The organism is Nonomuraea sp. NPDC049378 (genome assembly GCF_055586745.1).
On sequence record NZ_JBVJHP010000028.1, the window covers coordinates 78,819 to 92,584 of the forward strand.

Genomic DNA, 13,766 nt, shown 5'->3' on the forward strand with positions numbered 1-13,766 from the left:
GCGTCCCGCTGGGGAGGATGCGTGACAACCCTGAGCCATGAGGCACATCGCTTCGACTGGCTGATCACCGACTTCGTCCGCAACACGCCAGGTGTGGCGCACGCCGTCGTCGTCTCCGCCGACGGCCTGTGCCTGGCGGCGTCGGAGGGCTTCCCACCTGACAGGGCCGACCAGCTCGCCGCGGTCTCGGCGGGCCTGCTGAGCCTGACCGTGGGCGCGTCCAGGGTCTTCGAGGGCGGGTCGGTGACGCAGACCGTCGTCGAGATGCAGCGTGGCCTGCTCCTGGTCATGGCGATCAGCGACGGTTCCGTGCTCACGGTGCTGGCCGCGCCCGACTGCGACATGGGGCTCGTGGCCTATCAGATGACGCTGCTGGTGGACAGGGCGGGACAGGCGCTCACCCCGGCCCTGCGCGCGGAGCTTCAGGCGGCCAGGACGCGGTGATGAACTGATGGGAGAGGGTCGTGTACGGCGTTGACGGGGCCGGGGACGACGAGCCCTTGTTCCGCCCCTACGCGGTGACCGGCGGTCGATCCGAGCCCCGCTATCACCTCGCGATGGAGACGTTGATCTCGTCGATGTCGATCCCGGACGAGGAGATGGCCCTGCTCACCCCCGAGCAGGAGGCCATCATGCAGCTGTGCAGGACGTTCCGGTCGGTCGCCGAGATCTCGGCCCTGCTCCGTGTCCCGCTGGGCGTCGCCAGGGTGCTCGTGGCGGACATGTCCGATGAAGGGCTTGTCCGCCTGCACCGGCCGCACCTCAGCGAGGGACAGCCAGACCTCAACATGCTCGAAAGGGTGCTCAGTGGACTACGCAGGCTCTAGCCCCGGCCTCACGTCGACCAAGATCGTCGTCGCGGGCGGGTTCGGCGTCGGCAAGACGACGTTCGTGGGGGCGGTGTCCGAGATCCTTCCGCTCACGACGGAAGCGGTGATGACCGACGCGTCCGCGGGCATCGACGACCTCGGCCTGACGCCCCACAAGCAGACCACGACCGTGGCGATGGACTTCGGCCGTCTGTCGCTGGATCGTGACCTGATCCTCTACCTGTTCGGCACGCCCGGGCAGCACCGGTTCTGGTTCATGTGGGACGACCTGGTGCGCGGCGCCATCGGCGCGGTGGTGCTGCTCGACACGCGCCGCCTGGCCGACAGTTTCCCGGCCATCGACTACTTCGAAGAGGCCAAGCTGCCCTTCCTGATCGGCATCAACGGCTGGGAGGGCCAGTTCCCGCACTCCGACCAGGAGGTGAGGGAGGCGCTGGCGCTGTCGCCGCAGGTGCCGATCGTGCGCACCGACGCCCGCAACCGCGAGGCGGTCAAGTCGACGCTGATCTCGCTGGTCGAGCACGTCGTACGGCTGCGCTCCGCTCCCGTGCGCTAGCGCTCCCGCTACGAGCGGGCGTTGCCCGGAGCCTGACCGCCCTTGTCGGCCCGGCTGTCCACCAGCGCCTCGATGCCGTCGAGCACGCGCCGGAGGCCGAACTCGAAGGCATGCTCGGGGCTGTAGGCGGCGTTGAGCTGCTCCCCCACCGCCTGACCCACCCGGGTCGCCGTGGGATAGCGGTCGACGTCGGCGATCCTGCCGAGGAAGGGCGAGTGCGCGGCCCACCACTGCTCGTCGGTCATGCCCGTCCGGGTCTCGGCCTGCGCGGCCTCCACCGCGCCCCGGGCGGTGCCGTGCACGAAACCGGTGATCAGGGTGATCACCGAGTCCATCTCCACGTCCGTCAGCCCGATCCCGTCGATCGCGCGCAGCTCGTAGTCGTACTTCGCGGTGACGTTCGGGCCGAGCACCGGGCGGCTCGTCGCCACCTGCAGCAGCCAGGGGTGGCGCAGGTAGAGTGCCCAGTTCGCCCTGGCGATCTGCTCCAGCCGGCCCCGCCAGCCGCCGGGCACGTCCTCCGGCCTGCCGGTCTCGCCGTAGACGGTGTCCAGCATGACGTCGAACAGCTCCGGCTTGCCGGGCACGTACGTGTAGAGCGACATCGTCCCGACGCCCAGCCGCTCGGCCACGCGGCGCATGGACAGCGCCTGCAGGCCCTCCGCGTCGGCGACCTCGATGGCGGCCCGCACGATGCGGTCGACGCTCAGCTCCGGCTTGCCCTTGCGGCTGGCCCGCTCTCCGGTGCGCCAGAGCAGCGCCAGGCTGCGCGCCGGGTCGCCCTTGCCCGAATACTCGAGGGTCACCGTCGTACGGTACACCGTACGGCAGTCATGTGTGATGTCGGAAGTGGTCGCCATCTGCAGGGAGCGGGAGGGCCGCCAAGGCCCGGGCGTTCAGTGGCAGAACCTCGGACACCGTCGCCTCCTGCGGATGGTGCTTGTGCTTTCGGGCATCGGTCAGGGCTTGGCCGTCGTCTCCCGCGTAAGCGGGGCGAGAAGCCGCTGCCTTCAGGGAGCGGAGGAGTCACGGGTTCGTCCTCTACACCGGCAAGCGGTCACTCGCCTTCGGGGATCGGCTCACCGCCCTGCCGATCAGTGCGCTGTGGGACCGGTAGTGGCCGCGCACCGACGATCCGGAGCCAAGGAGCGCGGGTCAGGCCGGCCGGGGGTGGCGGTAGAACTCCACGGGCTCCGGGGGCAGCGGGGTGTTGCCGAGGATGAGATCGGCCGACTTCTCCGCGAGCATCATGACCGGGGCGTAGATGTTGCCGTTGGTGACGTACGGCATCGCCGAGGCGTCCACCACGCGCAGCCCGTCGAGGCCGTGGACGCGCATCGTCCCCGGGTCCACCACCGCCGTCTCGCCGGTGCCCATCTTGCAGGTGCAGGAGGGGTGGAGCGCGGTCTCGGCGTCCCTGGCGACCCAGTCGAGGATCTGCTGGTCGCTCTGCACGGCGGGGCCGGGGGAGAGCTCGCCGGCGTCGAGGCCGGCCCAGGCGGGCTGGGCCAGGATGGTCCTGGCGTGCCTGACGGCCTCCACCCACTCGCGGCGGTCCTGGTCGGTGGAGAGGTAGTTGAAGCGCAGGGCCGGCTTCTGGCGGGGATCGGCCGACGCGATCCGCACCGAGCCCCTCGCGTCGGAGTACATCGGGCCGATGTGCACCTGGTAGCCGTGGCCGCCGGCCGGGGCTGAGCCGTCGTAGCGGACCGCGATCGGCAGGAAGTGGAACATCAGGTTCGGGTACGCCACCTCGTCGTTGGAGCGGATGAAGCCGCCGGCCTCGAAGTGGTTGGTGGCGCCCGGGCCGCTCCTGCGGAAGAGCCAGTCGGCGCCGATGAAGGGCCTGCGCCATCTGGCCAGCGACGGTTGTTGCGAGACCGGCTGCCTGCAGCCGTGCTGGACGTACACCTCCAGGTGGTCCTGCAGGTTCTCGCCCACGCCCGGAAGGTCGTGCACCATCTTCACGCCCAGGGGCTCCAGCAGCTCGCGCGGGCCGACCCCGGACAGTTGCAGGAGCTGGGGGGTGTTGACGGCGCCGGCGCTCAGGATGACCTCGCCCGCCTCGATGCGCTCGCCGTCGCACCGCACGCCGACGGCCCTGGTGCCGTCGAAGAGCACGCGCTCCACGAACGCGCGGGTTCTGACCGTGAGGTTGCGCCGCCGGCGTACGGGGTGCAGGTAGGCGCGGGCCGCGCTGAGCCGGCGGCCGCGGTGGACGTTGCGGTCGAAGGCCGCGAAGCCCTCCTGGCGGTAGCCGTTCACGTCGTCGGTCAGCGGGTGGCCGGCCTGCTGCACGGCCTCGAAGAACGCCTCGAAGAGCGGGCCGCGGGCCGGGCCGCGTTCGAGCTTCAGCGGGCCGTCGCCGCCGCGGAAGTCGGTGCCGGGCTCGGCCAGGCAGGTCTCCATGCGCTTGAAGTAGGGCAGGCAGTGCGCGTGGTCCCAGCGCTCCATGCCGGGGTCGGCGGCCCAGCGCTCGTAGTCGAGCGGGTTGCCGCGCTGGAAGATCATGCCGTTGATGCTGCTGGAGCCGCCCAGCACCTTGCCTCGGGCGTGGTAGACGCGGCGGCCGTGCATGTGCGGCTCGGGCTCGGACTCGTATTTCCAGTCGTAGAAGCGGCTGCCGATCGGGAACATCAGCGCGGCGGGCATGTGGATGAACACGTCCCACAGGTAGTCGGGCCTGCCCGCCTCCAGCACCAGCACGGACGTCGAGGGGTCGGCGCTGAGCCGGTTGGCCAGGGCGCAGCCCGCGCTGCCGCCGCCCACGATGACGTAGTCGTACCTCAACGGGGAATCCAGTCCTTCCACACGATCTTGTTCTCGGCGACCCATCGCTCGGCCGCCTGCTCGGCGGTCATCTTCTCGTTGATCATGTCGCTGGCCACGGTGTTCTGGTCGTCGTTGGTCCAGCTGAAGTTGCGCACCAGCTCGTACGCCGGCCCGCCGGTCTCCGCGAACCGCCGGCTGACGATCTTGTCGAGCAGGTAGGGCGGGTAGTCGCAGGCGACCTTGGCCGGGACCTCGTCGCAGCCCACCGCGTACGGGGGCAGCGCGACCTTGACGAGTCTGACCTTGGTGAACAACCATTGCGGTTCGTAGAAATACATGAGCAAGGGCGTCCGATTCCTCGTCGCGGACTGGGCCGCCTTGATCAACGCCTCCTCGCTGCCCGAGTAGACGACTTTGTAGTTGAGGTTGAGGTTCTTGACGAGTGTCTCGTCGTTTGTCACGAACGACGGGTCGCCGTCCAGGATCTGTCCGGCATTTCCCGTCTTTGGGGTGCGGAAGAGGTGTGCGTATTTATTGAGGTTTCGGTAGTCCGTAATGTCGGGATATTTCTTGGCCATCCACTCGGGGACGTACCAGCCGATCACTCCCTTGTTGCCCGTGAGACCGGCCGACAGGGCGACCTTCTTCTCCTCGATGAACTCCTTCTTCAGATCGTTGTGCCCCCAGTTCTCAACGATCACGTCCACCTTGCCGGACTCGAAGTCCTTCCAGGATTGCGCCTCCGCCGCCTTCCGCGTCTTCACCGCGTATCCCAGCTCGTGCTTCAGCAGGTACGCCAGCACGGCAGCCTGGGCCTCGTAGCCCACCCAGGCGTGGACGTCGATGGCGACCGTCCCCTTGGACACGGTGGCCGAGTCGGGCTCCCCGGTGGAGCAGGCCGCCAGGAGCAGGGCCGCGACCAGCGGCCCGACGAGCGTCTTCGTTCGCATCAGAGGTCTCCGTGCCCGGGCCCCGCGTGCCGGGACCCGGGTCGTCGAGGGGCTACTTGGGGATCCACGCCTGCCACTTGGCGGGGTTGGCCTCGACCCACTTCTTGGCGGCCTCCTCGCCGGTCATGCCGTTGTTGGTCATGTCGTCGGCGACGGCGTTCTGGTCCGCGTTGGTCCAGCTGAAGTTCTTGACCAGCTCGTACGCCTTGCCGCCGGTGTCGGCGAACTTCTTGCTGACGATCTTGTCGAGGTCCATCTCCGGGTAGTCGCAGGCCACCTTCTTCGGGTCGGCGTCGCAACCCTCGGTGTAGGGCGGCAGGTTGACCCGGACCAGCTCGGTCTGGCTGAACAACCAGTGCGGGTCCCAGAAGTAGAACAGCAGCGGCTTCTTCTGCGCCTGCGCCTGCTGGGCGCCCTTGATCAGGGCCGCCTCGCTGCCGCCGGTGACGATCTTGTAGTCGAGCTTGAGGTTCTTGATCAGCGCGGCCTCGTTGCTGACGTACGACGGGTCGCCGAACAGCAGCTGGCCCTTGCCGCCCGACTCGGAGGTCTTGAACAGCTCGGCGTACTTGTTGAGGTTCTTCCAGTCGGTGATGTCGGGGTGCTCGTCGGCCATCCACTTGGGGATGTACCAGCCGATGACGCCCTTGTTGCCGGTGGAGCCCGCCTCGACGGCGACCTTCTTCTCCTCGATGAACTGCTTCTTCAGGTCAGGGTGGCCCCAGTTCTCGATGATGACGTCGACGTCGCCGGTCTCGAAGCCCTCCCAGGCCAGCTGCTCCTTGATCTCGGGCAGCTCGACCTCGTAGCCGAGCTCGTTCTCCAGCAGGTACGCCACGACGTTCGCGCTGGCCTCGTAACCGACCCACGGATTGATGGCGATCTTCACCGTGCCGGCGGAGGCGCCCGAGGCGCTGGCGCCGGCCTCCGGCGCGGCGGAGCTGGTCGAGGTGTCGACCGTGGCTCCGCCGCAGCCCATCGTGGTGAGTCCCAGGGCGAGAAGGCCTGCGAGCAGGCGAATCTTCATGTGAACTTCCTCTTTCGGGGGGAAGAGCGCCTGTCGGCGCCCTGCGTGATGCGGTCGAGCATGACTCCGAGGAGCACCGTGGCGATGCCGGCCACGAAGCCCATGCCGAAGTCGGTCCGCTGGGAGAACCCGAGGACCACGTCGTAGCCCAGCGCGCCCGCCCCGACCAGGCCGCCGATGACGACCATGGCCAGCGTCATCACGATGCCCTGGTTGGCCGCGAGCAGGATGGCCCTCCTCGCCATGGGCAGCTGCACCTTCCACAGCAGCTGGCCTGGGGTCGAGCCCGCCGATGCGGCGGCCTCGACGACCGTGGCGGGCACCGCTTTGATGCCGTCCTCGACCAGGCGTACGACCGGCGGGACCGCGTAGATGACGGAGGCGAAGATCGCGGTGAACCTGGTGGTGCCGAAGAGCGCCAGGGCCGGCAGCAGGTAGACGAACGCGGGCATGGTCTGCGCGGCGTCGAGGATGGGCCGCTGCACGGCCGAGAAGTGCGGCGAGCGGGCCGCGGCCACCCCGAGCAGCAGGCCGATGGCCAGCGTGACGAGCACCGCGACGGCGACCGTGCTCATCGTCATCATGCTGTGCTCCCACAGGCCGAGCAGCGCGATGGCCAGCAGGCAGGCCAGCGCCGTCAGCGCGGGGCGCAGCCCGCTCACCCGCCAGGCCGCCGCCAGCACCGCGAGCGCCACCAGCCACCAGGGGGCCGAGGTGAGCAGCGACTGCAGCGGGTTCAGCAGGGCCTGGGTGGTGGCTTCCCTGATGAACGTCGTCACCGGGTACCAGGTCGTCTCGGCCCAGCGGACGGCGGCGTTCACCTCCGCCACGACGTCGAGGGTGAGGTTCTCGGGCCAGACGCGCGGCGACACGGGGATGAGCGCGAGCCCGGCCAGCGCCAGCGCTCCCGCCCCGGCCAGGTCGACCCGTGAGGTCCGGGCGTGCGCGTCCCGGCGGGAGAGGGCCATCGTCATCCGGTCGAGCGTCACCGCCATGATCACCACGGCCACGCCCGCCGGGAGCATGATGCCGACCTGGGCTCGCGACAGGCCGCGGATGATGTCGCCGCCCAGCCCGGGCGCCGAGATCAGGTTCGCGATGACGACCATGGACAGCGCCATCATGATCGTCTGGTTGACCGCCAGCGCCATCGTGGACCTGGCCAGCGGGAGGTAGACCTTGAACAACGTCTGCCGGCCCGTGGCTCCCAGCGAGGCGGACGCCTCGACCGCCGTGGGGGAGACCTCCGAGATGGCCAGGGCGGTGATGCGGATGGCGGGCGGGATCGCGTAGATCATCGTCGCGATGGCGCCGGCGGGCGCGCCGATGTGGAAGAACAGCGCGAGCGGCGCCAGGTACGCGAACGTCGGCATGATCTGCATGACGTCGAGGACCGGCGTCAGCGCCCTGCGCACGCGCTCGGAGAGCCCGGCCCACACGCCCAGCGGGATGCCGACGGCCAGCGACAGCAGCACCGCCACCGCGACCAGGGCCAGCGTGTCGACGCTCGACTCCCAGAGGCCGAGCAGGCCGAACGCGCTCACGCCGCCCACCGCGAGCGCCGCGATCCACCGGCCGCCGGACAACCAGCCCAGCGCACCCATGACGCCCGTGAGTCCGGGCCAGCCGAGCGCGAACAGGACGGTGTGGAAGGCGTCGTAGAGCCCGCCGACGAACAGCCTGATGTAGTTGAGGAAGTACAGGAAGAGCGGGTTGTCGTTCCTGTTGTCGTCGATCCACTCGCGCAGCTCGGTGACGGCCAGGAACGGCGCCGCCTCCCTGCTGTGCGGCAGCGTCGCCGTGTCGCGGAAGGCCAGGTACGCCGCCGCGAACAGGACCGCCGCCCCCGCGGGGGCCGCCCACCCCGGCAGGCCGAGCCAGGCCGGCCTGCCGGCGGCCGTGGCGCTGCTCATGCGCCCGCTCGCACGGGGCTCTCCTGGCCCGACAGGAAGGACAGCAGGTCGACCCGGTCCACGACGCCCGCCAGCTCGTCGCCGTCCACGGCCCTGATCGGGTGGGCGGAGGCGGCGGAGGCGGCGATGGCGTCCCTGATGACGGTGGTGACCGGTAACTCGGGCCCGTCCAGCGACTCGCCGGGCTCGGGGGGCCGGCAGAGCCGGCGCAGCGTCAGCACGTGGCTTTTCGGTACGTCACGGACGAAGTCGGCCACGTAGTCGTCGGCCGGCGCGCCCACGAGCTCCTCCGCGGTGCCGAGCTGCACGATCGAGCCCGCCCGCATGATCGCGATCCGCTCGCCCAGCTTGAGCGCCTCCGACAGGTCGTGCGTGATGAACACCATCGTCTTGCCGACCTCCCGGTGCAGGCGGATGACCTCGGCCTGCATGTCGCGCCTGATCAGCGGGTCGAGCGCGCTGAACGGCTCGTCGAACAACATCACCTGCGGGTCCACGGCCAGCGCGCGGGCCAGCCCGACCCGCTGCTGCATGCCTCCGGAGAGCTGGTCGGGGTAGGCGCCGGCGTGGCCGTCGAGGCCGACCAGGGCGAGGATCTCCTCGGCCCGCTCGTGCCTGGCGGCCCTCGGCGTGCCCTGGATCTCCAGACCGTAGGCGACGTTGTCGATCACCTTGCGGTGCGGCAGCAGGCCGAAGTGCTGGAAGACCATGCTGACCTGGTGCCGCCGGATCTCGCGGAGCCGGGCGGGCGAGGCGCGGCCGATGTCCTCGCCGCCGATGGTGATCTCGCCGGCGCTGGGCTCGACGAGCCGCGTGAGGCAGCGTACGAGGGTGGACTTGCCGCTGCCGGACAGCCCCATGACCACGAAAACCTCGCCGGGGCGTACCTCGAAACCGACGTCCCTGACCGCGGCGGTGCAGCCGGTCTTCTCTCTCAGCGCGGCGGGATCGAGATGTCTGTCCTCGCTGTTCAGCACTTTCTGTGCCTTGGGCCCGAAGATCTTCCACAGGCCGTCGACGGTGATGGCCGCGCTGTGAGAATCGCCCACACTCGCCTCCTCGTTATGACGTCGCTCAACATATGTGGTGATTAGCGACATTCTCAACGCTGTGACACTCCGGAGATCACGGTGCAGCTTCCGTGTTATGCGTTGAAACGTACTAATCGCTCATTAGCGGACATCTATCTTGATCTGGGTTAATCTCTCGCCCGGGTGCTTCACGCATGGTGTCCCAAGTTCTATCCTCAGGAGTCACACGACTCGACTTTTGTCGCGTTAAGTTCGGTTGGCCGTCCTGTATGGGATGTGTTCCAATTACCCGCACTTGCTGATTTCCCCCGGGGCGTATGCCCCTCATATACGCCGATTCGGGCGAGGTGCGTTCGGTGAGTACACAGCTGAGCGAGAGGCAGGCCGGCGAGAGCGGCTGGCGGCTGCGCAACTGGCGCGTGCGGGCGCGCCTGGTCGCGCTCATCCTCATCCCCACGGCCGCCGCCGTGCTGCTCGGCGGTGTCCAGGTGCTCGCCTCGACCTCCGCCGCCGGCGACTACACCCGTACGAACCAGTTCGCCCGGATGTCCGCGGAGCTGGGCGAGCTCACCCACCAGGTGTCCACAGAACGGGCCAGGACCGCGTGGTACATCGCCCGCGACCGGCCCGCGGTCGAGCTCGGCACGGTGCGCGCCCAGATGGACCAGACCGACCTGTCCGTCAAGCAGGTGCGCGGCCTCGCGCAGTCCCTGCTGAACGACGTGAGCGGGCGCACCGCGGACCAGATCGAGACCCTGCTCAGCCGCCTGAACGACCTGAGCACCCTGCGCGCGCAGGCACTCGACGCCAACCTGCTGCCCGGCCCGGCCGTCGAGCTCTACACGACCGTGATCGCCGACCTGCTGTCCGTGCACAACGAGCTGATCAAGGGCAGCGTCGACGACGAGCTGTTCCGCCAGACCCGCATGCTCGACGCGCTCGCCCGGGCCAAGGAGAGCGTCTCCTACCAGCAGGCGCTGGTCACGATCGTGCTGGTCGAGGGGGCGTTCGACCCCGACCAGCTCAAACGCTTCCTCGGCGAGCAGTCCAAGGAGGCCAGCGAGCGCAGGGGTTTCGCCGAGGAGGCCACCTCAGGCGAGCGCCGCTTCTTCGACGAGACCGTCAACGGCAGGTCCGCCGAGCGCATGTTGTTCCTGCGCGAGCTGGTGATGATCAGGGCCACCAACGAGCTGCCGCTGCGCGGGCTCGACCAGGCCAAGCGCGACGACGCCAAGGAGTGGCACGACGCCGCCGCGGTGGTCGTCGACTCCATGCGCACGGTCGAGCGGCGCCAGGCGGAGGGCATCGTGGCCCGCAGCGAGGCGCTCAGCGCGGACGAGCGGCGCAAGGCGTACGTGACCGCGGGCGCGGTCCTCGCGCTGCTGGTGGCGGTGCTGCTGATCACCACCGGTGTGGCCAGGTCGCTCGTACGCCCCCTGCGCCGCCTGCGCAGCGAGGCACTGGAGATCGCGGGCCGGCGCCTGCCCGACTTCGTGCAGCACCTGCGGGAGTCGCGCGACGGCGCGGTCAACGCCGAGGTGCCGCCCATCGGCATCTTCTCCAGGGACGAGGTGGGCGAGGTCGCGCGCGCGTTCGACGAGGTGCACCGCGAGGCCGTACGGCTGGCGGGCGACGAGGCGCGGTTGCGCTCCAACGTCAACGCCATGTTCGTCAACCTGTCCAGGCGCAGCCAGACGCTCGTCGAACGGCAGCTCACGCTGATCGAGCGGCTGGAGCGCGGAGAGCGCGACGACGCCCGGCTCGGCGACCTGTTCAAGCTCGACCACCTGGCCACCCGCATGCGGCGCAACAGCGAGAACCTGCTCGTCCTGGCCGGCCAGGAAGCCGCCCGCAAGTGGAGCGAGCCGGTCGAGCTGATGGACATCGTGCGGGCGGCGCTGGGCGAGGTGGAGAGCTACGACCGGGTCAGCATCCAGGTCGAGTCGGACGTCGCGATCGCCGGCCAGGCCGTCACCGACGTGGTGCACCTGCTCGCGGAGCTGGTCGAGAACGCCGTCTCCTTCTCCTCCCGGGACACCAAGGTCCTCATCTCCAGCGGCCGGCTCGACGAGGGCAGCCTGATGGTGTCGGTCACCGACCAGGGGATCGGCATGAGCCCCGACGAACTGGCCGAGGCCAACTGGCGGCTGGCCAATCCGCCGGTCGTGGACGTGTCGGTGTCGCGGCGCATGGGCCTGTTCGTGGTCGGCCGGCTGGCGCTGCGGCACACCATCAAGGTCCAGCTGCGGGCGCAGGACATCGGCGGGCTGACCGCCATGGTGCTCATCCCGCCGATGTTGCTCACGGAGGTGCCGAGCGCGCTGCCCGCGCAGGGACGGGTCCAGGTGCCGAGACAGGCGCAGGTGCGTACGCCGTCCTTCGGGACCGCTGACTCCTTCGCCGCCCCCGTGCACACGCCCCCGCCCGCCTCGCTGACGGGCCCTCCGCCCGGGCATCCGTCGTTCGACGCCGCACCCGTGGCGGCCGAGCCGTCGTCGTGGTTCGGCCCGTCGCCGACGACCCTGCCGGCCGCGCCGCCGCCCACCCTGCCTCCCACCCTGCCGCCCGCCCTGCCTCCCACTCTGGGAGAGCAGCCGCCGTACACCTATCCGGGCGAGCAGCTGCCGTACACGCAAGCGGCCGAGCCGCCGCCCGACCTGGCAGGGCCGTCTCAGGACGAGTTCCTGCCGATCTTCGCCGCCGTCGAGGAGAGCAGCTGGTTCAGCAAGGCGGCCCCCACCGCCGACCACCGCGACTCCTCCTGGAGCTCGCCCGCCGACCAGGGATGGCAGGCCGCGGGCGCGGCCGCGGAGCCCGCCCAGAGCGGCACCACGAACTCGGGCTTGCCGAAAAGGACGCCGAAGGCGAATCTGGTACCAGGCACCGCGAATCCGGCGCCCGCTCCCGCTCCCGCTCCACCGCTGTCCCCTGATCGGCTGCGTTCCCGGCTGGCCGGCTACCAGCAGGGCGTGCGCAAGGGCCGTGCCGAGCTCGAGGAGGACTCGTGAAGGAGCTGAGCCAGGCCGCCAGGGACGTCAACTGGCTGGTCACCGGCTTCGTCGAAGAGGTGCCCGGCGTGGCGCACGCCGTCGTGGTCTCCGCCGACGGGCTGCCTATGGCGTACTCGCGGGGCTTCCCCAAGGACCGCGCCGACCAGCTCGCCGCCATCGCGGCGGGCCTGGTCAGCCTCACGCACGGATCGGCGCGGGTCTTCGAGGGCGGAGGGGTCACCCAGACGCTCGTCGAGATGGAGCGCGGGCTGCTGCTCGTGATGTCGATCAGCGACGGATCCTGCCTGGCGGTGCTGGCCGCACCCGACTGCGACATGGGGCTGGTCGCCTACCAGATGACGATCCTGGTCGAGCGCGCGGGCCAGGTGCTCACGCCCGCCGTACGGGCGGAGCTGTCCGCCGCGCGTCCGTGGTGATCATGTGTGTTTACAGGCCGCAGACCCCGGGCTTCAGCCCTGGGGATAGGCCGGAATGGGGGTCAAGCTTTAACATGATCAAGCGCTCTCATGTTAAGCATGTCCCAGATCGTGAAGCGGGCCTACAAGTACCGCTTCTATCCGACCCCCGAACAGGCAGATCTGCTGAACCGCACGTTCGGGTGTGTCCGGTTGGTCTGGAACAAGGCACTCGCCGAACGCAACCGGCGCTACACCGACGAGCACGTCTCGACTTCGTACGTGGACACGGCCAAGTGGCTGACCGCATGGAAGCAGGACCCGGAACTGGAGTTCCTGCGCGAGGTGTCGAACGTCCCGTTGCAGCAGGCGTTGCGCCGGCAGCAGGTAGCGTTCAACAACTTCTTCGCCAAGCGTGCCCGCTACCCGCGTTTCAAGTCCAAGCACAAGTCGCGGGCATCGGCGACGTTCCAGAACAACGCCTTCTCGTTCCGGGATGGCGTGGTGAAGCTGGCGAAGATGCACGCTCCGCTGGACATCGTGTGGTCGCGTCCGCTCCCGGAAAGAGCCGAGCCGTCCATGGTGACGGTGTCGAAGGATGCGGCGGGACGCTGGTTCGTGTCCCTGCTGGTCGAGGAGAAGATCAGCCCGCTGCCGCCCGTGGATGCGCAGGTCGGGATGGATGCCGGGCTCACTCATCTGCTGACGCTTTCCACCGGCGAGAAGATCACGAATCCGCGCTGCGAACGACGGGACAGGCGGCGCTTGGCCAAGGCGCAGCGGGAGTTGGCCCGGAAGGCGAAAGGCTCGGCGAACCGGGCCAAGGCCAAGCTGAAGGTGGCGCGGGCGCATGCCCGGGTCACCGACCGGCGTCGGGACTTCCTGCACAAGGTCACCACTCGATTGGTGCGCGAGAACCAAACGCTCGCGATCGAGGACCTGACCGTCCGCAACCTGGTCAAGAACCACTCGCTGGCCCGCGCCATCTCCGACGCCTCCTGGCGGGAGTTGCGGGGGATGCTGGAGTACAAGGCCGCCTGGTACGGGCGGACGCTGGCGGCCGTGGACCGGTGGTTCCCGTCGTCGAAGCTGTGCTCGGCTCGCGGATGCGGGCACGTCAACGGGTCCATGCCGTTGAACGTCCGTTCGTGGACCTGTCCTGCCTGCGGGAGCGTCCACGACCGGGACGTGAACGCGGCGAAGAACATCCTCGCGGCCGGGCTGGTCGAGAGGTAAAACGCCTGCGGAGGGCTGGTAAGACCGGCCCCGGAGTCTTCCGGG

At 69.4% G+C, this 13,766-nt stretch carries 12 protein-coding genes; 6 read left to right on the plus strand and 6 right to left on the minus strand.

All coding sequences use genetic code 11. The features are described 5' to 3' along the window. Positions 1–21: 21 nt before the first annotated feature. From ACZ6SA_RS42575 to ACZ6SA_RS42585, 3 genes are read left to right on the plus strand one after another with little or no spacing between them, the layout of a single operon-like run. The gene (locus ACZ6SA_RS42575; RefSeq protein WP_132330743.1) at positions 22–444 is read left to right on the plus strand and encodes a roadblock/LC7 domain-containing protein; all 423 of its coding nucleotides are present in this window, start codon (positions 22–24) and stop codon (positions 442–444) included. Between the two features lie 20 nt (positions 445–464). Continuing rightward, positions 465–827, plus strand: a complete 363-nt coding sequence (locus ACZ6SA_RS42580) for a DUF742 domain-containing protein (RefSeq protein WP_347649859.1) — start codon at positions 465–467, stop codon at positions 825–827. Continuing rightward, on the plus strand, positions 808–1,386 hold the full coding sequence (locus ACZ6SA_RS42585) for a GTP-binding protein (RefSeq protein ID WP_347649860.1): 579 nt from the start codon (positions 808–810) through the stop codon (positions 1,384–1,386). Before ACZ6SA_RS42580 ends, ACZ6SA_RS42585 begins: the two co-directional genes overlap by 20 nt. 8 nt (positions 1,387–1,394) lie before the next feature. Here the strand turns inward: ACZ6SA_RS42585 and ACZ6SA_RS42590 are convergent, their stop codons facing one another. The 6 genes from ACZ6SA_RS42590 to ACZ6SA_RS42615 form a co-directional block, all read right to left on the minus strand. Then, positions 1,395–2,192 carry a TetR/AcrR family transcriptional regulator gene (locus ACZ6SA_RS42590; RefSeq protein ID WP_465834760.1) on the minus strand — a complete coding sequence of 266 codons (798 nt, stop codon included), beginning with the start codon at positions 2,190–2,192 and terminating at the stop codon, positions 1,395–1,397. A 349-nt stretch (positions 2,193–2,541) separates the two neighbouring features. Then, entirely contained in the window at positions 2,542–4,176 is a 1,635-nt protein-coding gene (betA, locus tag ACZ6SA_RS42595; RefSeq protein WP_465834762.1) for a choline dehydrogenase, read from the minus strand. Further along, a complete protein-coding gene (locus ACZ6SA_RS42600) occupies positions 4,173–5,108 on the minus strand; it encodes an ABC transporter substrate-binding protein (protein ID WP_465834764.1) in 936 nt (311 codons plus the stop codon). The genes betA and ACZ6SA_RS42600 overlap by 4 nt, the downstream gene beginning before the upstream one ends. Before the next feature lie 52 nt (positions 5,109–5,160). Continuing rightward, positions 5,161–6,135: an ABC transporter substrate-binding protein gene (locus ACZ6SA_RS42605; RefSeq protein WP_443155533.1), complete on the minus strand. Its 975-nt coding sequence runs from the start codon at positions 6,133–6,135 to the stop codon at positions 5,161–5,163. Then, positions 6,132–8,048, minus strand: coding sequence for an ABC transporter permease (locus ACZ6SA_RS42610; protein ID WP_465834766.1), 1,917 nt, complete (start codon positions 8,046–8,048; stop codon positions 6,132–6,134). The genes ACZ6SA_RS42605 and ACZ6SA_RS42610 overlap by 4 nt, the downstream gene beginning before the upstream one ends. Beyond that, positions 8,045–9,148, minus strand: coding sequence for a quaternary amine ABC transporter ATP-binding protein (locus tag ACZ6SA_RS42615; RefSeq protein ID WP_465834768.1), 1,104 nt, complete (start codon positions 9,146–9,148; stop codon positions 8,045–8,047). The genes ACZ6SA_RS42610 and ACZ6SA_RS42615 overlap by 4 nt, the downstream gene beginning before the upstream one ends. Positions 9,149–9,435: 287 nt before the next feature. Between ACZ6SA_RS42615 and ACZ6SA_RS42620 the strand changes: the two genes are divergently transcribed. The 3 genes from ACZ6SA_RS42620 (at position 9,436) to ACZ6SA_RS42630 (ending at position 13,721) form a co-directional block, all read left to right on the plus strand. Then, the gene (locus ACZ6SA_RS42620; RefSeq protein ID WP_465834770.1) at positions 9,436–12,087 is read left to right on the plus strand and encodes a sensor histidine kinase; all 2,652 of its coding nucleotides are present in this window, start codon (positions 9,436–9,438) and stop codon (positions 12,085–12,087) included. After that, on the plus strand, positions 12,084–12,506 hold the full coding sequence (locus ACZ6SA_RS42625) for a roadblock/LC7 domain-containing protein (RefSeq protein WP_347649868.1): 423 nt from the start codon (positions 12,084–12,086) through the stop codon (positions 12,504–12,506). Before ACZ6SA_RS42620 ends, ACZ6SA_RS42625 begins: the two co-directional genes overlap by 4 nt. 99 nt (positions 12,507–12,605) lie before the next feature. Continuing rightward, positions 12,606–13,721, plus strand: a complete 1,116-nt coding sequence (locus ACZ6SA_RS42630; RefSeq protein WP_465834772.1) for an RNA-guided endonuclease InsQ/TnpB family protein — start codon at positions 12,606–12,608, stop codon at positions 13,719–13,721. Positions 13,722–13,766 lie beyond the last annotated feature (45 nt).